The organism is Nonomuraea sp. NPDC059023 (assembly GCF_042740095.1).
GTDB lineage: Bacteria > Actinomycetota > Actinomycetes > Streptosporangiales > Streptosporangiaceae > Nonomuraea.
Genome location: NZ_JBHYIO010000072.1, coordinates 1 through 21,122, shown reverse-complemented (window position 1 = coordinate 21,122; position 21,122 = coordinate 1). Strand labels below are relative to the sequence as shown.

At 69.7% G+C, this 21,122-nt stretch carries 16 protein-coding genes and 2 pseudogenes; 10 read left to right on the top strand and 8 right to left on the bottom strand.

From position 1 onward, the window contains the following. On the bottom strand, nt 1-314 hold a 314-nt coding region (locus tag ACFWYW_RS56275), incomplete at its 3' end, for an acyl-CoA dehydrogenase family protein (RefSeq protein WP_379641406.1). 229 nt (nt 315-543) lie between these two features. On the opposite strand from ACFWYW_RS56275, the gene ACFWYW_RS56270 reads away from it, so the two are divergent. Next, nucleotides 544-1,674, top strand: a complete 1,131-nt coding sequence (locus tag ACFWYW_RS56270; RefSeq protein WP_379617976.1) for an MCE family protein — start codon at nt 544-546, stop codon at nt 1,672-1,674. Here ACFWYW_RS56270 and ACFWYW_RS56265 read toward each other — a convergent pair. Beyond that, nucleotides 1,671-2,111 (bottom strand): DoxX family protein, encoded by a 441-nt coding sequence (locus ACFWYW_RS56265; protein WP_379617978.1) that lies wholly within the window; start codon nt 2,109-2,111, stop codon nt 1,671-1,673. The genes ACFWYW_RS56270 and ACFWYW_RS56265 overlap by 4 nt on opposite strands. Nucleotides 2,112-2,583: 472 nt before the next feature. Then, nucleotides 2,584-3,786 carry an MFS transporter gene (locus ACFWYW_RS56260; protein ID WP_379617981.1) on the bottom strand — a complete coding sequence of 401 codons (1,203 nt, stop codon included), beginning with the start codon at nt 3,784-3,786 and terminating at the stop codon, nt 2,584-2,586. Between the two features lie 69 nt (nt 3,787-3,855). On the opposite strand from ACFWYW_RS56260, the gene ACFWYW_RS56255 reads away from it, so the two are divergent. Beyond that, complete coding sequence (locus tag ACFWYW_RS56255) at nt 3,856-4,452, top strand: TetR/AcrR family transcriptional regulator (RefSeq protein ID WP_379617983.1); 597 nt, start codon at nt 3,856-3,858, stop codon at nt 4,450-4,452. On the opposite strand, the gene ACFWYW_RS56250 is transcribed toward ACFWYW_RS56255, so the two are convergent. Both ACFWYW_RS56250 and ACFWYW_RS56245 read right to left on the bottom strand, forming a co-directional pair. Next, nucleotides 4,449-5,384, bottom strand: coding sequence for a glucosyl-3-phosphoglycerate synthase (locus tag ACFWYW_RS56250; RefSeq protein WP_379617986.1), 936 nt, complete (start codon nt 5,382-5,384; stop codon nt 4,449-4,451). The genes ACFWYW_RS56255 and ACFWYW_RS56250 overlap by 4 nt on opposite strands. Before the next feature lie 166 nt (nt 5,385-5,550). Then, nucleotides 5,551-7,020 carry a helix-turn-helix domain-containing protein gene (locus ACFWYW_RS56245; RefSeq protein WP_379617988.1) on the bottom strand — a complete coding sequence of 490 codons (1,470 nt, stop codon included), beginning with the start codon at nt 7,018-7,020 and terminating at the stop codon, nt 5,551-5,553. A 238-nt stretch (nt 7,021-7,258) separates the two neighbouring features. Here ACFWYW_RS56245 and aceA point away from each other — a divergent pair, with 238 nt between their 5' ends. Then, a complete protein-coding gene (gene aceA, locus ACFWYW_RS56240) occupies nt 7,259-8,548 on the top strand; it encodes an isocitrate lyase (protein WP_379617990.1) in 1,290 nt (429 codons plus the stop codon). Nucleotides 8,549-9,606: 1,058 nt separating this feature from the next. After that, a pseudogene (locus ACFWYW_RS56235) lies at nt 9,607-9,741 on the top strand (sigma factor-like helix-turn-helix DNA-binding protein); the annotation flags it as partial. Between the two features lie 446 nt (nt 9,742-10,187). Here ACFWYW_RS56235 and ACFWYW_RS56230 read toward each other — a convergent pair. Continuing rightward, a pseudogene (locus ACFWYW_RS56230) lies at nt 10,188-10,569 on the bottom strand (transposase); the annotation flags it as partial. A gap of 357 nt (nt 10,570-10,926) precedes the next feature. Between ACFWYW_RS56230 and ACFWYW_RS56225 the strand changes: the two are divergent. From ACFWYW_RS56225 to ACFWYW_RS56215, 3 genes are all read left to right on the top strand, one after another. Further along, complete coding sequence (locus tag ACFWYW_RS56225) at nt 10,927-11,811, top strand: hypothetical protein (RefSeq protein ID WP_379627766.1); 885 nt, start codon at nt 10,927-10,929, stop codon at nt 11,809-11,811. An 83-nt stretch (nt 11,812-11,894) separates the two neighbouring features. After that, nucleotides 11,895-14,513, top strand: coding sequence for a LuxR C-terminal-related transcriptional regulator (locus ACFWYW_RS56220; RefSeq protein WP_379627764.1), 2,619 nt, complete (start codon nt 11,895-11,897; stop codon nt 14,511-14,513). 94 nt (nt 14,514-14,607) lie between these two features. Further along, nucleotides 14,608-16,398, top strand: coding sequence for a S8 family serine peptidase (locus ACFWYW_RS56215; RefSeq protein WP_379627761.1), 1,791 nt, complete (start codon nt 14,608-14,610; stop codon nt 16,396-16,398). 532 nt (nt 16,399-16,930) lie between these two features. Here the strand turns inward: ACFWYW_RS56215 and ACFWYW_RS56210 are convergent. After that, the gene (locus ACFWYW_RS56210) at nt 16,931-17,065 is read right to left on the bottom strand and encodes a hypothetical protein (protein WP_379627759.1); all 135 of its coding nucleotides are present in this window, start codon (nt 17,063-17,065) and stop codon (nt 16,931-16,933) included. A 2-nt stretch (nt 17,066-17,067) separates the two neighbouring features. Next, nucleotides 17,068-17,640 (bottom strand): hypothetical protein, encoded by a 573-nt coding sequence (locus ACFWYW_RS56205; RefSeq protein ID WP_379627757.1) that lies wholly within the window; start codon nt 17,638-17,640, stop codon nt 17,068-17,070. A gap of 100 nt (nt 17,641-17,740) precedes the next feature. Between ACFWYW_RS56205 and ACFWYW_RS56200 the strand changes: the two genes are divergently transcribed. From ACFWYW_RS56200 to ACFWYW_RS56190, 3 genes are all read left to right on the top strand, one after another. Further along, nucleotides 17,741-18,532, top strand: a complete 792-nt coding sequence (locus ACFWYW_RS56200) for a hypothetical protein (RefSeq protein ID WP_379627755.1) — start codon at nt 17,741-17,743, stop codon at nt 18,530-18,532. 261 nt (nt 18,533-18,793) lie between these two features. Next, nucleotides 18,794-19,531: a hypothetical protein gene (locus tag ACFWYW_RS56195; RefSeq protein WP_379627753.1), complete on the top strand. Its 738-nt coding sequence runs from the start codon at nt 18,794-18,796 to the stop codon at nt 19,529-19,531. Nucleotides 19,532-19,784: 253 nt separating this feature from the next. Then, a complete protein-coding gene (locus ACFWYW_RS56190; protein WP_379627751.1) occupies nt 19,785-20,129 on the top strand; it encodes a helix-turn-helix transcriptional regulator in 345 nt (114 codons plus the stop codon). Nucleotides 20,130-21,122: the final 993 nt, after the last annotated feature.

The following is a 21,122-nucleotide window of genomic DNA, read 5'->3' as shown; positions in this document are numbered from 1 at the left end:
GGCGTGCCGTTCGCGGAGAGCGCGGCGGCGGCCAGCCCGGTCCCGACGATCGACAGGCCGATCCCGGCGTCACCCCAGAAGATCTCCTCGAACGCGACCGGCAGCGCCAGCCCGCTCTCCTCGAACCATTGGGTGGCGAAGAAGTCCAGCGAGTACAGCCCGATCTTGGCGGCTTCCTGGATGACGGGCCAGGGGGTTTCCTCGCGTTCGTCCCATTCGGCGCCGGCGGGGCGGATGACGTCGCGGGCGAAGGTCCGCACCCACTCCCGCACTTCGCGCACATCACCACTGAGCTCCGGACAAAAGCCGCTCATCTCGCTGCTCCCTGAGATTTCCTGGTACGGCGTAGCCGCATGGATGCCGAATGCCCGCATGTCCGGAACAGGCATGCGCACCCGCCCACGGATCCCCCAGGCCGAAAAGTTACCGCCGGTAACACCCTACCGGCCGGTAGTCAGCGCCGCCAGGCCGGAAAGCCCCCGCGAATGTCAGTCACCCTCGGTAGCCTTTCGCTCACCATCCCACCCCCGTCGAAAGCCCCCCATGAACCGCTGGCTCGCCGCCCTCCTGGCCGCCCTCCTGGGCGCGGCCGGCTTCCTGCTGCTCCGGCCCGCGTCCACCGTGCGGGCGAGCGTGCACTTCGAGCGGGTCGTGGGCCTGTATCCCGGTTCCGACGTGCGGATCCTGGGCGTGAAGGTGGGCGAGGTGACGGCCGTGACGCCGGTCGGCGACCGGGTGCGGGTGGATCTGGCCTACGACGCCGGCCGCAAGGTGCCCGCGGACGCGCGGGCCGTCATCGTGGCCAGGTCGGTGGTGGCCGATCGGTATGTCCAGTTGGCTCCGCCGTACACGGGAGGTGCGGTTCTGCGGGACGGCGCGACCCTCGCCGCGGGACGGACACCCGTCGAGATCGACGAGGCGCTGCGCAGCTTCAACACGCTGACCAGGGCACTCGGCCCCGACGGCGCGAACGCCGACGGCTCGCTGTCGCGCCTGCTGAAGGCCTCCGCCGACACCTTCGGCGGCCAGGGCGCGACCGTCGGGGCGAGCGTGCGCAGCCTGTCCGACGCCGCCGCGGCGCTGGCGGGCAACCGGGATGAGTTCTCCCAGACCATCCGCAACCTCGCGCTGATCACCGGCACCATGGCCGAGGACGACGCGCATGTGCGCGCGTTCATGCGCGACCTGGCCACGGCCTCGGGCCGGCTCAACGCCGAACGCGACGAGCTGCGCGCCGTCTTCAAGGGCCTGTCCCGCACGCTCACCCAGGTCGCCGGCTTCGTCGACGACAACCGCGCCGAGATCACCGCGAACACCCGCGACCTCGCCCACATCACCAGGCTTCTGGTACGGCAGCGCGCCTCGATCGAGACGTTCCTCCAGACCGCCCCACTGGCCGTGAACAACGCCGCCAACGCCTACGACCCGCGTTCGGGGACGTTCCGCGCCCGCATCGACCTCAACGGCCAGAGCGACGACCTGGCGATGTGGTTGTGCTCGCTGGCGTACTCGATGGGCACGCCCCCGGCCCAGTGCGAACCCCTCCTGAAACCCCTGAACCCACTCGGCCGAGCCCTGAACCACGCCGGTCTGGACGCCTCCGCCCTGTTACCGGACGCCCGCGTCGAGCGCCCGGACGTCACCGTGGGCGGCCTGCTCCCCCGCCGTCGTTAGGCCGCGGGGGCGCTCGGTCCGGCGTTCGTGGTGGTACGGCCGCGCTGCCACAGGCTGTCGAGGGCGAGCGCGCCGCCACCGGTGAAGCCGACGGCCAGGACGCCGGCGGCCAGGGCCAGGACGAACTCGAAGCCGCCCTTGTCGATGAAGAAACCATTGGCGAAGTGCACGAACACCGCCGCGCCGAGCATGTCGAGCGCGAGGAGAACGCTCACGATCGGCAGTCCGGCGCCGAGGATCAGCGCGGCGCCGCCCAGTACCTCCACGACGGCGACCACGGGCGCGGCCAGTCCTGGCAGAGGTATGCCGATCTGTTCGAAGAAGGCGGTGGTGCCGCCTATGCCGCCGGTGAACTTGACCAACCCGTGGACGAGGAAGATCGCACCTATGGCTATGCGGGCGAGCAAGAGAACGATGGGACGGACCTGGTCGACCATGACTCCTCCTTCCCTCCTCTCTTGACAGTAGTTGTCCAATCACAAGCGCACAATGTTGGGGCCCTCGGAGTCGACCTTCCCGAATTTGTGGGGATCGCCGGTCATGGGAAGCGCGCTGGCCCGAGGTCGGTCTCCCGCGGGATGGCCAGCTCAGAGCTGCCGGTTTCGCGATGCGCGAGGCCGCCGGGCCGCCTCAGAGTCGAGAGAGCCCTTGGGGAGCGCCGGGGCGGGTGGGGCAGGGCGGGCCGGGCCGCGGCGGGGCAAGGCGCGGGGGCGCGGCGGTGGTTCGAGGGCGGTTGGCTTCGCGGGGCGCGGGGGCGCGGGGCGCGGGGGCGCGGGGCGCGGGGGCGAGGGGTGCGGCACCGGCAGCCCGGGGGTGCGGGGGTGCAGGGGGCTTTGGGCGATGTGGGAGGTGTCCGGGCGGGGTGCCGAGGTTTGGGTCGGGGGCGGGCGCGGAGGTCGGAGTGACGGGTTAGCTGGGGCGGGTGGTGCGGGTGGAGGCCACCACGGCCAGGGCGGCGAGGGTCATGGTGGCGGCCACGCCGTACAGGAGAGGGGTGAAGGAAGGGAAGGCGGCGGCCATCTGGGGGCCGATGGCGCCGCCGACCGCCAGCGAGAAGGAGAACAGGGCCAGGGCGCTGCCGCGGGCGGGGCCGGCGGTGGCGGAGATGGCTTCGTTCAGGCCGGGGAGGGCGCCGGCTATCGCGGCCACGTATAGGGCCAGCAGGATGGCGAGCCACGTGGAGGAGGGGGTGGTGACGGCTACCGCGGCCACCGATAGGGCGGCTGTCACCAGGAACGCGGCGGCTCTGGCCGGAGCGGGCATGCGGCTCAGCCAGGGCATGAGGATTGGGATCAGGACGATCGCGGGCAGGCCGGCGGCGCGCAGGGCAAGGAGTTCGGAGGGGGAGGTGGTGACGCCGTAGAGCTGGAGGGCGGTGTAGACGGCGACGAAGCCGATCATGAGGATGAGGGTGGCCAGGTAGCGCGGGAGCAGGGCGCGGTGGAACAGGAGGCCGGGCAGCGCCCGGTAGGCGCCCAGGATGGAGGCCGCGGCGGGGCGCGGGGCGTCGGGGAGCATGATCGCGCGGATGACCGGCATGGACAGGGCCAGTCCGGCGGCGGAGACGAGGAAGGGGGCGCGCCAGCCGGTCAGGGGGACGAGGAGCTGGGCGCCGACCTGCAGGAGTACGGCGGAGACCAGGAAGGCGGCGGTCACCGCGGAGATCGCGATGGCCCGGCGCCTCGGGTCCACGCGTTCGGCCAGGTAGGCCAGGGCAGCCGGGGGGAAGGTGGCCACGGCGACGCCCTGGACGAGGCGCAGCGCTATGGCCGCCTCCGGGGTGGGGCTCAGGGTGACGGCGGCGGTGGCCAGGGCGGCGATCGGCAGGCCGTACAGGAGAAGCCTGCGACGGCCGAGGCGGTCGGACAGCGGGCCGAACAGCAGGAAGCCGATGCCGTAGCCGATGGCGAAGGCGGTCACCAGCCAGGCCAGGGAGGCGGTGGTGGTCGTCCAGGCGGTGGCCATGTCGTGGAGCAGGGGGATGACGATGTAGAGCTGGCCGCTGACCAGGATGGCGGCGAGGGTGAAGGCGGTCACGGTAGGGGCGAAGGGGGCGTAACGCCGGGGTGCGGGCTCGGCCGCCGCCTCCGGTGAGATGCCGAGGAGAGTCATGAGATCGGACCGTAGCCAACCAACTAGTTGGATGTCAACCAACCAGTTGGATGCTGTAGGATGCCGGGCATGGCACCCAACGTCTCCACCGCCGCCACCCGGGCCGCCCTGCTGGACGCGGCGCGGGAGGAGTTCGCCGCGTACGGCATCGCGGGGGCGCGCGTCGATCGCATCGCCGAGCGGGCGGGGGTCAACAAAGAGCGGATCTACGGGCATTTCGGGAACAAGGAGAAGCTCTTCGACGCCGTCATCACCGAGGCGCTGGACGAGCTGACCGCCCAGATCGCCCTGCCCGGCGCCGACCCGGCCGCGTACGTGGACCGGCTGTCGGCCTACTACGCCGAACACCCCCAGCTCGTGCGGCTGCTGATGTGGGAGGCGCTCAACTACCGGGGGCAGGAGCTGCTGCCCGGCCAGGAGGTCAGGGTCGAGCGGTGCGCGCGCAAGAACGCCTCCCTGGCCGAGGGCCTCGGACAGGCGCCCTCCACCGGCACGGCCAGGACGATGTTCCTGCTCACGGGGCTGGCGCTACTGCCGTCCATGCTGCCGCAGCTGGCCCGGATCATGCTGGGCGAGGAGGCCTCGGCGCACAAGGACATGCGCGAGCACGTCGCCGCCTTCGTCGCCGCCGCCCTCCCGCCACCACGCGACCGTACGGCACCCTAGGGGCGGTAGCCGTCCACGGTGAGGATGGGCGGGCGCTCGGAGATGGTGACGTCGCGGTCGGAGGTGTGGTGGCCGGTGCGGGTGCGGCGGAACTGGGTCAGGCGGGTCGACGGCTCGTGCACCGCCTGGATCTTGGACTCGCGTTCCAGCCGTGACCAGGCGGCGAGCATGATCTGGGAGGCCATCGCGCCCAGCGCCTCCGTCGACTGGTGGGAGTGCTCGCGGGCGCCGAGGTCCACCTGGGCGAGCGCGTCCAGACCGGCCAGCGACAGCAGGTCGATCAGCAGGCCCAGCTCCACGCCGTACCCCGTGATGAAGGGCACGCGTTCCAGCGCGCTTCTGCGCCCCGCGTACTCCCCGGCCAGCGGCTGCATGAACCCGGCCAGCTCAGGCCAGTGCAGGTTCAGCAGGGGCCGGGCGACGAGCTCGGTGACGCGCCCGCCGCCGGTCGGCGCGCCGCGCAGGGGGCGGTCGTAGCAGCCCTTCACGTACGCGAGGCCGGGGTGGGCGAGCAGCGGCCCGAGCAGCCCGGTGACCAGGGAGGACTGGAAGTTGCGGATGTCGGAGTCCACGAACGCGACGAGGTCGCCGGAGGTCACGGCCAGCGACTTCCACAGCGCCTCGCCCTTGCCGTCCAGCGGCTTGAGGGCGGGCAGAATCTCATCCTGCGCGTGTACGGCGGCGCCCGCCCGCGCGGCCACCAGGGCGGTGTCGTCGGTGGAGCGCGAGTCGATCACCACCACCTCGTCCACCAGATCGGGCAGCTCGCGCAGCAGCACGCCGACGATCTCCCCGACGGTCTCGCGCTCGTCACGGGCCGGCAGGACGACGCTGATGGACGTGCCGCCCTTCGCCTCGATCAGGCGTCCCAGGGGCCAGTCGGACGCGGAGAAGGTACGGCGACGCCACCAGGACTCCACCTCAGGCAGCACGCGACCCCTCCCCCGTCGACCACACGCCTACCAGCTTAAGGCGCACGATTTCCGGCAAAGCCCCCCAGGGCGGCAGGGTCGCTGGACGTCGCAGCCCACGGTGCCGGCCGGCGCCCACCTGACCTTGATCGGGTCGAGACGTCGCGGGGCGCGCTATCGATCGGCCTTACGGCGCCGCGTGCCGTTCCAGGAAGGTGAAGACGTCGGCCTCGTCCACGCCCGGGAACGAACCGGGCGGCAGCGCGGCCAGCACGTGGGAGTTGGCCCGAGCCGACGGCCAGGCGTAGCCCTCCCAGCGTTCGGCCAGCTCGGCGGGCGGGCGGCGGCAGCAGTCGCCGTTCGGGCAGTTGGACTTGGTGCGGCTGGTCGTCTCCCGGCCGCGGAACCAGCGCGACTCCCGGTACGGCACGCCGAGAGTGATAGCGAAGTCCCGCTCCCGCGAGGGATCCACGTGCGCGACACAGAAGTAGGTCCCGGTCGGCGAGTCGGAGTACTGGTAGAAGACCGAGAACCGATCCGGCGACAGGAACACCTGCCGTCCCGACCACTGCTGGCACATGCGCTGTCCCTCGATGGCGCCCTGCTCGTCGGCGGGGAAGACGATGCCGTCGTTCTCGTAGGCCTTGTAGATGATGCCGCCGGCGTCGTTGCGGACGAAGTGGCAGACCAGGTCGAGGTGGTGGGTGGCCAGGTTGGTGAAGCGGTGGGCGGCCATCTCGTAGGAGACGGCGAACACGTCGCGCAGGTCCTCCACCGACAGGGCCCGGTCCTGCTTGGCCTCGAGCAGGAACGGCGCCGCCGCCCGCTCGGGGACCAGGACGGCGGCGGCGAAGTAGTTGGCCTCGGTGCGCTGGCGCAGGAAGTCGGCGAAGTCGCGCGGCTTGTCGTGGCCGAGCGCGAGGTGGCCCAGGGTCTGCAGCAGGATCGTGCGCGGGCTGTGCATGCCGAGCTGCTCGTGCTTGACGTAGATGCGGCGGTTGCGGAGGTCTGTGATGGAGCGTACCGATCGGGGCAGGTCCTGGGCGGTGTGAACCGTGTAGCCGAGATGGGTGACGAGGGCCTGGATGAGCGACTGCGACAGGGCGCCGGTGCGGTACCCGACGGCCGACAGCGCCTCGGCCGCCGACTTCTCGATCTCGGGGAAGTAGTTGCCCAGCTCCCGCTGGCGGCGCCGGAGCTCGGCGTTGGCGGCCCGGGCCTCCTCCGGTGTCGCCGTGCCCCTCGCCTGGCGGGCGCGCAGCTCGCCGTACAGGCCGAGGAGGTGTTCGAGCACGTCGTTGGGTACGCGCGCGGAGACCTTCAGCCGCGGCAGGCCGAGACCGGCGTAGATGGGGTCGCGCTGCGCCTCCTCCAGCTGGATCTCCAGCTGGGCGCGCCGGTTGGGGGCCTGGCGGCGCAGCAGCTCCTCGACGGGTACGCCGAGCGCGGAGGCCAGGGATTTGAGCAGTGACAGCTTGGGCTCGCGCTTGCCGTTCTCCAGCAGGGAGAGCTGACTGGGTGCCCGGCTGACACGCTCGCCGAGGTCGGAGAGCGTGAGCCCGCGTTGTTTGCGCAGGTGACGGAGCCGCTGCCCGAAAGCGAGGAGATCGAGCTCCTGAGTCAAAGACAGCGGTTCTTCGCGCACCAGCGAGGCCATGAGCTGAGCTTAGACAGAAAAACGCCGGTTCTTCTAGGGGTTGCGGACGCAGATCCCGGCGCCCCGCGATTGGTCTAGGCCAAAGGAAAACTTCGCGAACTTTTCTGCATCGAATACGCCTCAGTATTTTCTCTAGCAGAAATCTGAGCGTTCTTCGCTTAGAAAAACCTCTATGGAAGCGGTACGGCGGGGCACAGACTCAGCAGCAAGCACCCAGGGGACGACATAAGGAGCGAACATGAACGATCGCCTCAAGGGAGCGGCTGAGGAGCTGCGGCAGGACTGGGAGAACAACCCCCGCTGGGCGGGCGTCGAGCGCACCTACAGCGCCGACGACGTGATCCGGCTGCGTGGGTCGGTCCAGGAAGAGCACACGCTGGCGCGGCTCGGCGCCGAGCGGTTGTGGAACCTGCTGCACTCCGAGGACTACGTCCACGCCCTCGGCGCGCTGACCGGCAACCAGGCCGTCCAGCAGGTGAAGGCCGGGCTGCAGGCGATCTACCTGTCCGGCTGGCAGGTCGCCGCCGACGCCAACCTGGGCGGACAGACGTACCCCGACCAGTCGTTGTACCCGGCCAACTCCGTGCCCGCCGTCGTGCGCCGCATCAACAACGCGCTGCTGCGCGCCGACCAGATCACCTGGTCGGAGGGCATCGAGGCCCCCCACTGGCTCGCTCCGATCGTGGCCGACGCCGAGGCCGGCTTCGGCGGCGTGCTCAACGCGTTCGAGCTGATGAAGGGCATGATCGCCGCCGGCGCCGCGGGCGTGCACTGGGAGGACCAGCTCGCCTCCGAGAAGAAGTGCGGCCACCTGGGCGGCAAGGTGCTCATCCCCACCGGCCAGCACATCAAGACGCTCAACGCCGCGCGCCTGGCCGCCGACGTGGCCGGCGTCCCGTCCCTGATCATCGCGCGGACCGACGCACAGGCCGCGACGCTCCTGACCAGCGACGTGGACCCGCGCGACCAGCGGTTCACCACCGGGGACCGTACCGCGGAGGGCTTCTACCGGGTGCGCAACGGCGTGCAGGCCTGCATCGCCCGCGGCCTGGCCTACGCGCCCCACTCCGACCTGCTCTGGATGGAAACCGGCACGCCCGACCTCGACGTCGCCCGCGAGTTCGCCGAGGCGATCAAGGCCGAGTACCCGGACCAGATGCTCGCCTACAACTGCTCGCCGTCCTTCAACTGGAAGAAGCACCTCGACGACTCCACGATCGCCAAGTTCCAGCGCGAACTCGGGCACATGGGGTACAAGTTCCAGTTCATCACGCTGGCCGGCTTCCACTCGCTGAACTACAGCATGTACAACCTGGCCCAGGGCTACGCGGCCGACGGCATGACGGCGTACGTCGAACTGCAGGAGGCCGAGTTCGCCGCCGAGACCCGCGGCTACACCGCCACCCGCCACCAGCGCGAGGTCGGCACCGGCTACTTCGACCTGGTCAGCACCGTGATCGCGCCCGACTCCTCCACGACCGCCCTCAAGGGCTCCACCGAAGAGGAGCAGTTCGCCGCCGCCCACTGATCGTTCGCGCGGCTTCTCGTTGCTGTCGTCTCCGTTACGGCAAGCCGCCCCAGCCCCATCCGCCGTACGGGGCTGGGGACATTCCAGGGACACGGTCGTCCACCTCACCGGCTCACCACCGCGACGACCGCACAGCTCGCCGGACGCCGTGGCAACAGGCGTTCACCGGCGAACAAAGGGCCGTGCCGGGCCGCCACCGGGCACGGCCCTCTCACCTGAACACGAAGGCCCGGCCCTCTTCCACGTCGAGGGCCGGGCCTTCGTCCAGCTGGTCCCTGTTCGGGAATCATGTGTCACGTCAAACGCGACGCGCCCCCGCCGGCGGTCGCTCTTCGCTGCCAGCCGCCAACACGCCACAGACAGGCAGAGCGTCGCCCGCGACCTCGCCGACCCCGGTGGGCGGGCAATGCTCCGGATGTGATCGGAGACGGCACACCTGTCCTGGTCGTCGGCACTGGCCTGACCCTGGTGGACGTGGCTCTGACCGTCACCCGAGCGCATCCCGGCACGGTCGTGTACGCGATGTCCAGGCACGCCTTCCCGCCTCAGTCTTACCTCGCCCGCCCGGCCGCGCCCCAACGTGCGGGAACTGTGGCGCCGGCTAACCACCACCGTCGCGAGCTGTTCCTGCGGCGGGCTTCGCACTACTCGGAGATCCACCGGCCTCTGCGGTCGCCATCGCAAAGCTGCACGTCGACCGGAGGCCAGGGCAGCTGCGAGGCAGGCTGACCGGGCCCGAACCCGGCGGGCTACGTATCCGGGCGGATCTCGGTGGAACGGCCACTGACCACTCAGTCGGCTGGCTCGTCAATGCGACATGACCGGGTACCGACGTCACCACCGACCCGTTCCTGGCCGACCTCGTCGCCACCGCCCAGGCCCGGTCTGATCCACTCCGGCTAGGCGCAAGCGCCCGCCCTCACCAGGGCGGGCGCTTCGCATCGCCATGAAGGGAGGAGCAACTAGCCTCGTGTGCTGCTGCTGCTCCTTGGAAGCTGAGCCCTGTAGCGCTTCTTGAATCTGACCCCCGGTGAGGCCGGGTCTGGACGCTTGGGGGTGTGCTCAACGTGGAGGACTGGGCGGAGATCGGCAGGCTGCGTCGTGCGGAGGGCGTGCCTATCAAGGAGATCGCTCGGCGGTTGGGGGTGGCTCGGAACACGGTGCGGGCCGCGCGAGCCCTGGGGCGGCAGCCGCTGCCGGGGCGGTGAACAGGTCCAGGGCTGTACACCCGGCAAGGGTGACGCGAGCGATCATGCGGAGATCCGTTCCGTCGAGGAGATCAGAACGGCAACCACTGTGAATCCACGAGATCTGCCCGCAGACGGCTTGATCAACACTTGGACTGGCGAGCAACACAACCTGGTCCGGGACGCCCGCCCCGCCAGTTGCCCGAGAAACTCCCCGATCCCCTCCGAGACCGCCTGACCCACCAACGCCACCAAGACTCCATCAAGCCAAGGCAAAAGCCGGAAACTACGGCCCGCATTCCGGGCAGTGCCAGCGGGGCTTGCAGCCATCGCTTCACATACGGCAATACCCAACGCTGCTCGGTGGTGATATTGGCCTCGACTGCCTTGACCATCAGGTCCCACGGCACGGAGTCGAACAACTTGGCGACATCGAGATCGATCTTGATTGGTTAGCAGGTGGTCGGGGTCAGACGGCCTTCGATGGTGCTGGCGACAGCGTTCAGGACGGCTTTCCAGCGGGTGATCCAGCGTCTGCGTCCCTTCAGTGCGGGCTACTCATTCGGGAAGTGGCCGCGAGCCTTGACCGCCCGCCGGATCTCGGTATCGAAGTTGAGGAAAGGTACGAGCTCGGCCCAGGCCTGCTCCCACAACCTCACGATCGCTGGATACCTACCACCCCAGAACTCGGCGAACTCATAGAAGCGCTCGAGCGCTGCGGCCTCGGCCGGGGCGGTGTAGACCGGCTTGAGCGCCTTGGCGATGGCGCCCCAGTGCTGGCGGCCGGCGTACCGGAACGAGGCGCGCAGCAGATGCACCACACGTCTGCACGACGGCGCGTTCACCGGGCCGCTCTCGCGGCACCGTGGGATCCATGCCGCTTTACGGTCTGCACGCATCGCACGAACAGGTACATCCGAACCGTCTGCTCGAAGCCATCGCCGCGACCGAGCAGGCGGGTTTCGGCGCCTTCATGTCCTCCGACTGCTTCTCGCCGTGGAGCGTACGGCAGGCCGGTCGTCCTTCTCCTGATCCTGGCTGGGAGCGACGATGGAGAGCACGTCGCTGCCCTGCGGCGTGGTGTGGTGGAACCGAAGCAACTCTTGATCTGACCACTTGTGGCCATATCTGTTGCTCTGCCCGGTGCCCGGCGGGATGCTGCGGGCAACCGCTTCCCCCCGGCAGAAAGGCATGATCGTGCCACGGACCCGTGGAGCGCGTTTCGCCGCCGCTCTTCTGCTGCTCGTCGGCGTCGTCGGCCTGGGCAATCAAGCCTCGGCCTCGGCCCTGCCCAGGCCGCTGGCCTTCGCCGAGAGCCTGGACCTGGAGTGCTTCAGGACCGACCGGTACGTCCCCACGCAGCCGGTGACGCTCCTGTTGCGCCACCTCAATCCGGTCCTGGCGAAGCTGCCGCCGGAGAAGGTCACCCTGGGAGAAAGGCAGCAGTTGTGCGTCCCGGTCACCAAGAACGGCGTCGTCCCGCCCGGCGACGTGCTGCCCTACCTCAAGTACGTGGACCTTTCGTGCTACCAGGTCGCCAGTGACAACCGGATCAGCGAGGACCTGCGGCTCAGCCACCTCAACCCGGTGCTGCAGAAGCTCGGCGCCCCCAGGCATGTGGTGACCATGGTCGAGCTCCAGCAATTGTGCGTGCCGGTGGCCAAGGACGAGTTCTTCCCGCCCAAGGAGATCCTGCACGTCGTCCAGCACCTCGACCTGGCGTGCTACCTGGTGAAGACCGAGGAGGCGCTCAACGTGGAGCTCAGGCTGGGGCAGCTCAACCCGCGCCTGGCCCACCTGCCCGACGCCCCCGCCAAGGTCACCTTCAGCCGCCAGCTCTGCGTCCCCGTGCAGAAGGAGGGCGACGAGATCCCCGGCGACGTGCGGGAGATCGTGCAGTGGATCGACCTGGAGAAGTACGAGATCGTGGCGCCCAAGCTGCCCGCCCTCCAGCGGCTGACGCTCACCCACCTCAACCCCGTGCTGAGCCGGCTGCCCAGAGAACGGGCCACGTTCAACCTGCCCGAACACCTGGCCGTCCCGGTTGCCAAGAACGACCTCATCCCACCGGGCTGACGGAGGCTACCGGGTGCACCGTGATCACGCCGTCGCGATCATTGTCTGGCTCCGGTACCCCGGGAGACGGAGTGTGGTCGTCGGTGGAGCGTGAGCTGGATCGGGTGCGTTCTCTCCTGTCGGGCTGCCCGGTGACGGTGCTGGTGAGCGGGGAGACAGGCCTGGGCAAGACGTGGCTGGCTCGCCGTCTTCTGACCGAGTCGGACACTGCCACCAAGGTGGTCGTGGGTTGCCGGGGCCTGCCCCCGGAGCCGCACGTGGTGACCAGGGAACTCCTGGCCCGCCTGGGTGCGCGGGACGTGGCCGCCGGCAGCGCGTACAGCGTCTGCAGAGCGGTTCAAGCCAGCTTGGCGGCCCTGGGAGAGACGGTGCTCCTGGTGGTGGAGGACGTCGACCATGCGGATCCGGACTCCGTTCGCGTGCTGCGCTGCCTGGCGAGCAGGCCACCGCCCGGGGTCGCGCTCCTGCTGACCTTCACTCCGGGCGAACGCCCGCCGTTGAGCGCGCGGATGGGGTCGGCGGCCGGCGTGGTGGAACACATCGAGCTGCGTCCCCTGTCGCCCGACGAGGTCGCGGCGCTGGCGGGCCGCCCGCCCGGCCCGTGGGCGCAGGAGCTGTGTGAGCTGACGGGCGGGGTGCCGCTGTATGTCGAGCAGATGCTGGCCGGCCCGGCGGGACAGACTCCGGCAGCGATCCTGGAGATCGTCCGGGGCAGGCTCGCCGACCTGGAAATCCGCGCGCGAACGGCAATCTGGGCGGCGGCGACCCTGTGTCCGGCGGGTGGCGTGGCCACGGTCTCGCTGGTGGCGCGGATCTGCGGGATGCCCGCGCGCGAGGCGCAGGCGGCCCTGCTGGACGGCGTCGCCGCCAAGCTGCTGCTGCGCCGCGAGGACGGCACGTTCGCCTTCGCGCCGCCGCTGCTCGGCCGGGCTGTGGCGGCGAGCGTCCCGGCGGCACACCGCTCCCGCCTGCACGCGGCCGCGGCGCTGGCCAAGCAGGACGACGGCGCACCGTCGGAAGAGCTGATCGCGCACCTTCGCGCCTCGGGGCAACCGGCCGCGGCGGCCCGGCAGGCCGCACGCGCCGCGGAGCAGTCGGTACGCGCCGGCGACACGGCGCGGGCGGTGAGCCTGCTCCACACCTTGCTGGGTGGATCCGACCTGCCGCCGCGAGAGCGGACCGCGCTGGCCGGCAGGCTGGGACGTCTGGCGATCACCGGCCTCGGCGGTGAGGACACCATCGCCCTGCTGCGGACGATCCTGGCCGGCCCGCTGCTGCCGCAGGGAGTGCGCGGCGAGCTCCGGCTCCACCTCGGTCTGCTGATGATGAATCAGGCGGGCGACACTTCCGGCCGCCGCGAGCTCGCCCGTGCCGCCCGGGAGCTGCGCCGGCGGCCGGCACTGGCGGCACGGGCCATGTCGGCGCTCGCCCTGCCCTACGGCGGTGCCGCCCCGCTGGCCGAGCACCTGTGGTGGCTGGAGGAGGCCGAACGCGCACTGCCGCGGCGGCATGGAGACCGGGCGCTGCTCACCGGAGCGAGGGTCAACCGGGCCGGCTCGCTGATGCAGATCGGCGACCGCCGAGCATGGGCGATCGCGGCCGACCTGCCCGAGGACGCGCCGAGTCCGGCCGAGCGGCTGCAACTGGCCCGCGGCTACTGCAACCTGGCCGGACCCGCCATGGCGCTGGGACACCCGGGCCCCGCCGCCGGCTACTTGCGGCGCGCCGAGGAACTGGCCCGCCATACCGGGCCGTCCTACCCGCGCGCCCGCATCACCGAGGTGAGCCTCTACCACGCCTGGGCCACCGGCCGGCGCGACGGACTGACCGAGCGCGCTCAGCACCACCTGGCCACCCACGCCGACCGGCCCGCGGCCACCGCCAACGCCGCCCTCGTCCTGGGCCACCTCGCCCTGGCCAGGGGCGAATGGCAGGAGGCCGAAGACCTGCTCGCCACACCGGGCCTGGACGGCTGCCTCGGCTGGTACGGCATCGAGTACACCCTCGGTACGGCGGGACGGATCCGGCTGGCGACCGCACGCGGCCAGTGGCCGGGCGAACTGGAGGAGGCCCTGCGGGTGTTCCGCGCCAAGGGCGTGTGGGCCTGGGCGGGTGAGCTGGTCGACGCCGCGGTCGAGGCGATGCTCGCGCACGACCGCGCCGACCAGGCCCGCCTGCTGCTGGAGGAATTCACCACCGACGTGCGCGCGCGGGACTGCCCCTACGCCCACGCGGTCGCCGTCCACGGCCGCGCGGCTCTGGCCGCGGCGGCAGGCAGGCCGGAGGCGGCCGAGCTGTTCACCCGCGCCGCCGCCGCGCTGGCCGCCGTCTCGCGCCCCTACGAACAGGCCAGGGCGCTGGAGAACGCGGGCCGGTGCACGCTGCCGGGCGGCCTGCCCGAGGTGACGGCCGCCGCCGGACTGTTCACCGCGCTCGGCGCCACCTGGGACGCGGCCCGGTGCGCAAGCCTGTTGCGGCAGTACGGCGGCGCCCGGCCCAGGCGAGGCCGCCGCGGGTACGGCACCCGGCTCTCGCCACGTGAGCGCGAGGTGGGCCGGCTGGTGGCGCTGGGCCGTACCAACAAGGAGATCGCCGAAGTGCTGTTCCTGTCACCGCGCACCGTGGAGCAGCACGTCGCCCGCGTCATGCGCAAGCTCGGCGTGAGCGCCAGAGACCAGGTGCGCCTCGAACTCCCGGAGTGACAAGCGGTCAATACGTAGTATTCCCCGGCTTGTTTCCCTTATCGGACGTCACGCAAGGTGCTCTTCAACACCCCCCAGTGAAGGAGACCCCTTCGTGCGCAGCATCAAAGCCCTGATCGCCGGGGCAGGACTGGCCGTTGGCCTGGTGGCGCCACCCTTCGCCACACCGGCATCGGCCGCACCCGAACCGCTCGCCGGCTACGTCGTGCTGCTCGGCGACGCCGGCATCGACCCCGCCGACGTGGCCGCCCGCCACGTGCGCAGGCACGGCGGCCAGACCGGCCACGTCTACCGGCACGCCCTGCGTGGCTTCTCCGCCACGCTCACCCCAGCGGCCGCCGAGGCGTTACGCCGCGACCCGCGCGTCACCTCCGTCCAGCCGGACCAGATCATGTCCATCACCGACCAGGCCGTGCCCACCGGCATACGCCGGGCCGGCGCCATCGCCAACCCCAACCTCAAGATCAACGGAACTGAGGACTACGTCGCCGACACCGACATCGCGATCATCGACACCGGCATCGACGCCAGCCACCCCGACCTCACCGTCGTCGCGCGCACCAACTGCCTGAACACCACCACCTGCCAGAACAACGCGGGCGCCGACGACCACGGCCACGGCAGCCACGTCGCCGGCACCGCCGCCGCCCGCGACGACGGCACCGGCGTGACCGGAATCGCCCCCGGCGCCCGCCTGTGGTCGGTCAAGGTGCTCAACGCCCAAGGCAGCGGCCAGCTGTCCGGCGTCGCCGCCGGGGTGGACTGGGTCGCCGCCCACGCCGGCGAGATCGAAGTCGCGAACATGAGCCTCGGCTGCGAGAACTGCGCCACCGACGCACTCGACCAGGCCATCGCGGGTGCCGTCGCCAAGGGCGTGGTGTTCGTCGTGGCCGCGGGCAACAACCGCAAGGACGCCCGGACCTTCTCCCCCGCCAACCATCCGGACGTGGTCACCGTCTCCGCGCTGGCCGACTTCGACGGCGCGCCGGGCGGCCGCGCCGCCTCCACCTGCCGCACCGACCAAGACGACACGCTGGCCGACTTCAGCAACTTCGGCGCCGCCGTCGAGATCGCCGCACCCGGCACCTGCATCTACTCCACCCACAAGAACGGCGGCTACGCCACCCTCAGCGGCACCTCCATGGCAGCACCACACGTCGCCGGCGCGGCCGGGCTCCTCACCGCCTCCGGCCACCGCGCCACCAACCGCGACCAGGTGCTGTCCATCCGCCAGCGGCTCATCGACACCGGCTCTTCCGACTGGCGTGACGACTCCGGAGACTCCATCCGCGAGCCGCTGCTGAACGTGGCCTCCACCCAGGACTACCCCGCCGGGTCCGCCGACCCCGGCCGGCCCACCGCGTCGTTCACCAGCTCCTGCTCCACCGCCAATCTCACCTGCTCCTTCGACGCCGGCTCCTCCGCCGACCCCGACGGCACCATCACCAGGTACGCCTGGGACTTCGGCGACGGCTCCACCACCACCGGCAAGACCGCCTCCCTCACCTACCCCCGGGCCGGCTACTACAGCGTCCTGCTCACTGTCACCGACAACTCCGGCAAGACCAACGCCGCCCGCCGTCTGGTCAAGGCCGGTGACCTGCCGCCCACGGCCGCGATCGCCGGCCGATGCCGCCAGTCCGCCTGCTCCTTCGACGCAACCGGCTCCTCGGATGAGGAGGGCGCGATCGCCGGCTACCACTGGGACTTCGGAGACGGCACAGGCGCGACAGGCGCAACCGCAACCCACACCTATCCGCCCGTCACCGCCACCCACCGCATCAAACTGACCGTCTCCGACAGCGCAGGCCAACGCGCCTCCAGCACGGGCCACGTCAAGTGCACGAAGGTCGTCACCAGCGCGATCTGCTTCCTCCAGCCCTGACCCGCACGCCTGGTGGCCGGCACAATCCTGCCCCGGCCACCAGGCACCGACCCTCCCCCGCCACAGACGTTGCTGCCACCGGAGGAACAAGGCGATGGCTTGACTATGGATTGCGGCGCGTAGGGGACCGCAGACCTCGCACGACAGAAGTGTCCTGACAACGCATAATGGCGCACGGATGGTGTCCGGGCCTCATGCAACAACGGCAGCCTCGTGGTGCTGTCCCGTCCTTGCTCTGGCCATCACCGGCGCGGTCATTCTCGGCACGAAATCGTTCATTGGGAGCCCTCTGGTCACTCGACTTCCCGCAGCCGGCCAAGCCCGGACCGGCAGGCATTCCGCCAACCAGAGTGCTCGACCTTCTCAAACTCTCTTTCGCGCGTGGCTTTGCCTCGGTGGAGTCATCGCCGGGTGATTGCCTGCCGCCGGTAGCTGCTCATCGAGGTCGCTGAGCGGCGCATCCGCAGGAACGCTGCTCCGGCCACCAGGATGCGATCGTGATGTGCCAGCGCGGCCCGATGCGCATGGCACCTCACCCCGTGCGGGCCGGCAGCAGCATCAGCGCTGTGACCGGCAGCATCGATGAGCCCGCCGTGATCGGGGGCGAACAGGGAAACCTCTGGAGTTGCAGCACCAGCAGGAAGACCACGCCCCTGGCCGCGTACACGATCAGTGTTGAACACGGGTCGCGGAACATGCCGGCTGGCACGAGGGCGTCCGGTGAGCGCCGTAGTTGCACCCAGGTGAGCGCGGCCGCGAGCAGGCGCCCGGGCAATGAGCACGAGGGGTGTGCGGGCGGGTCAGCCCGTAGGTGATGGCGGTCAGCGCGAGTGCGCCGAGCACGTCGAAGCGCCAGGCGGCCTGCTTATCGCGCGTCTCGGCAGATGCTTGAGCGCCGGCGAAGGCCTCGTTGATGAGGAGCACCCACCGCCAACCGAACGACCAGCCGCCGAGCAGCGGGCCGATCGCGCTGGCCAAGCCGCCCAGCCCGGACCAGGGTGCCCACGGCGCGCGGCCGCTGGCCACGCACGAACGAGGCCTGGATGATCGCCGGCGAGCCGGGCGTGAGCAGCGCGCCCCCTGCAGGGCGCGGGCGGCGATGAGGACCTCGACAGTAGGTGCCAGCCCGCACAGCGCGGAGGCGACGGCGAACCAGACGGTGCCGATGGTGAAGAGTTTGCAGGGTGCTTTTATCCTGCTGCGCTGTTCTCCGCCATCCCGAATACGCGACCAGTCTTCCATCTACTGGATAGCCGGTGCTTCTGCCTCCCTGGAGTCCTGCGGTGTGATCATCCGGACATCATGCGGATGATGTCGACAACCATCGATAGGGGGAGCAAAGGTGTCTGCAACACGCTTTGTGATTCGTCGGCGTTCTGTCATCGCCTCAGGCCTTGCCTCGGCGACGGCGCTGGCGATGATGCTGCTGAGCGGCGGTCCGGCCTACTCGGCGGCCGAGCCTTCGGTTACGTCCGCGCAGCTCATCGAGATGATGACGCCGCAGGGCAAGGGATTCTTCTATACCGCCAGCGCGGCCGAGGCTGGACGGGCGCAGGCTGTCCACGGTTTCAAGAAGACCGGCACGTCGCTGGGCCAAGTCGCGATATATGCGTTCCCGGGCAGCGCGCCGACGTACCGGCTCCGGCACAAGAGCGTGTCGTCCTACATCCTCACGGTCAGCGAAAGTGAGCGGGCGCGACTCATCGCAGGCGGGAGGTTCGTCTACGAGGGCGTCGTCGCACACATCAAGAAGACGGGCGAGGATTCCAAGCGCATCTACCGCCTGCACTCGACAACGAGTCGAAGTGGCGGATCACCGCGGGCAAGCCCGCCGGGACTGAGGCGGGCTGGTCCCTCGACGGCCCGACGGGGTACTTCCGGTAACCGGGATCTTGCCAACCGTGCTCGGCGGCCACGCTGGCGCAGGCCGCAGCAGGCAACAAACTGCAAGCTACGGGTGGCCCCCGCGGCGCCCGGCGTGCTCACCGTCGCTGCCCTGGAGGGCCTCGCGAGCTCCAGGCCCAGCCGTCTGGCGCACGAGCCGGTGGTCGTCCAGGTTGCGGCCTATCTGTTCATCCTGGCGGCACTGACAAGGATCTTCATTGAGATCCGCAGGCCGCCCTGGCAGGCCTGAAGCACGATTCGCCGCATCCGGGAGGAAGCGCACTTCTTGATGAGCGTGGAGTAGCGTACGCCCTTGATCGTGATTCGATCCGAAAGCTCTTTTGAAGATCGGCGCGGACGGCCGTCGTCTAGCGCTAAGAGAGTCCCGCCTTCAAGGCCGATCGGCAAGTACGACCTGCTTTCCGTCTGTGGGGGCGTTTGCACGCACAGCTCACTGCAGGCGTGTCATGACGGGTGTCGGCGACGCGCCGAAGACCCTATGATCCACATCGTGATTCTTCGCCCCCTTTCTGGTGCTGCCGTTGGGATGCTCCTCTTCTCCGGAGTTGCGTACGCCGGCCCGGTCACCGGTGCCCCCGAGCTCACCCGCAACGAGATCTACAAGGCCAAAGTGGCCAGCGTCGGCTGCAAGCTGGCCAAAGGCAGTAGCGCCTCCTCCACCAAGAAATACGTCACCGACCTGGTCGGCTGTCTGAACAAGGCGTGGAAGCCCGCGATCAAGGACTTCCAGCAGGTCAAGGTGACGTTCAAGGAGGCCGACGACAAGCGATCCTGCTCGACCGGGCTCGACGTCGACGTCTCCTTCTCCGAGATCTGCGAGACCGAGATCCACGTACGGCTGGCCAAAGACTGGATCAAAGCCAAGAGCGACGCGGAGGTGTTCACCTCCATCGCCAAGACCTGGAGCGGCGTCGTGACAGGCCAGACCGGCATCGGCCAAGCCTGGGTGGCCATGCAGAACGACGCCTCGGACGCCGAGATGAACCAGCAGAACCGTCGCTACTACCTGCAGCTGGACTGCTTCATGGGCGTATCGGCGAAGGCGCTCCGCAGAGTGGTGAAGGACTGGAAACCCACCGCCAAGAGCAAGTTGTTCTGGGAGAACTTCCTGAAGAACAAGTACAGCGGGAAGACCTCCAACCGTCTCTACTGGCTCGAGCAGGGCTACAAGACCGGCAAACCCGCCGCCTGCAACACGTGGAAGGCGAGCGAATCCAAGGTCGCCTGATTCGATCGCGGGCCATCCAGCGGGTGGCCCGCTGAGCGGCCAGCGAAGAACGGTAGCGATCTGTTCAATCCGGAACCCACGCCGCCGATCCGACACAGGAGGCGTCCAGCGTTGCCGTCCCCGACACCAGCCGGGAGAACCGCAGGTACACCGTCCCCGCGGCAGTGAACGTCAACCGGGACGCGATCAACAACGGCAACGGAACCGTGGCCGGCCTCTGCGATCCCCCGAAACCGTCGTCAACGCATTGTGCGTGATCAGCACCTGCGCGATCGGATTGCCCACCTCAGTCCAGATCTCCACCATGGTCAACACGCTGGACATCGCAGGCCTGAACAACGCCCTGCTGGAGATCGCCCGCGACCCCCTGGCGCGGATAAGGGACATCGCCGCCGGCATCGGCATCACTGAGCGCACCGTGCAGTCCATCATCAAAGATCTGCACGAGGCCGGCTACCTCACTCGCGAACGGGCGGGCCGCGGCAATCACTACCCCACCGAAGCCGACCTGCCGGTCCGCCAACTGATCGACATGCGCGCTGCGCTCTTGCCTCCCCTAACGGGCAGGATGTCGCGGTGTCGTTCGCCTGCCTGCTGACCCGCCGGGCCGGGCGCCTTCGGATTGGAACCACCGCCCGATGAACCTCCTGCCCGGCTACACCGAGGAGTTCGACCAGCTCATCGGTACCGACCCGCTCAAGCGAGGCCGTGCCCTCGCCCTGGACGCCGACGTCGAGCAACTGCGCGCGCAAGCCGAACACCGGCACCTCGTCCACGCCTACAACGTCGACGGCAACCACGTCCTTTCGGCCACGACAGCTCATGGAGCGCCAGCCCCCCGAGGACCTCGACACTCGAGGATCGGGCCACGCTCTAAAGCGGTACCTGACCAGGCTGCAGAGCCGTATAGTCAGAGTCGTCCCGAGCACGCGCTCCCGCGCACGGTGACGTTGTCCCCGCTGGGAGTCACCCTCGCGCTAAGGCACTGGATGAGTCCCCCGGGCCAGGAGATGTAGGGCTCCCTGACCAAGCCTTCCGCAGGCGCCCCGTTAAGAGGCGTGCACCCCGTGCCCACCACCTGCTGATTTGGGTTGGGTTCTGACGTCAGCTTGGTGCAGGAATAGGCAGGATATGCCGCTTGGGCAGGTGGCGCGGAGAGCACCACCCCCACGAACGCGGGGACCGCGGCTAACGCGACCAGACGAGCCAGACGCTTCATGATCATCCTTCTTTCGGGACTCTCCTCCGTGTCATGATCAACACAAGCACGCCCGGCGGGTCCCGGCAATGCGCCAACTGTACGCGGCCGATCACCAGCCGCTACAGATCTTCACTCTGTCCGGCCAGTCGTCCGGCATCGGCACCCACAGCGCCCGGCCTACGACGCCGTCGCCCGCGCCGAGTTGCCCACCGTCCGGATCGGCCGCAAGATCCTCATCCCCACGGCCAAGCTGACCGCCAATGGCTGATCCGGGGGCTCCTCGTCGATCGGGTCTGTCCAGTGTGAACGGCTCTGGCCCGTAATCGGTGGTGGCGCCGAGTGATCATCTGCCAGTCTGAGCCGTGCTGAAGATCGGCGATCTTACGGGTG

Bases quoted from the DNA above. Each gene is read 5' to 3' on its own strand.
- ACFWYW_RS56270 (WP_379617976.1), top strand. From the start codon at position 544: ATGAACCGCTGGCTCGCCGCCCTCCTGGCCGCCCTCCTGGGCGCGGCC.
- ACFWYW_RS56260 (WP_379617981.1), bottom strand. From the start codon at position 3,786: ATGACTCTCCTCGGCATCTCACCGGAGGCGGCGGCCGAGCCCGCACCC.
- ACFWYW_RS56205 (WP_379627757.1), bottom strand. From the start codon at position 17,640: ATGGAAGACTGGTCGCGTATTCGGGATGGCGGAGAACAGCGCAGCAGG.
- aceA (WP_379617990.1), top strand. From the start codon at position 7,259: ATGAACGATCGCCTCAAGGGAGCGGCTGAGGAGCTGCGGCAGGACTGG.
- ACFWYW_RS56265 (WP_379617978.1), bottom strand. From the start codon at position 2,111: ATGGTCGACCAGGTCCGTCCCATCGTTCTCTTGCTCGCCCGCATAGCC.
- ACFWYW_RS56225 (WP_379627766.1), top strand. From the start codon at position 10,927: ATGATCGTGCCACGGACCCGTGGAGCGCGTTTCGCCGCCGCTCTTCTG.
- ACFWYW_RS56255 (WP_379617983.1), top strand. From the start codon at position 3,856: ATGGCACCCAACGTCTCCACCGCCGCCACCCGGGCCGCCCTGCTGGAC.
- ACFWYW_RS56245 (WP_379617988.1), bottom strand. From the start codon at position 7,020: ATGGCCTCGCTGGTGCGCGAAGAACCGCTGTCTTTGACTCAGGAGCTC.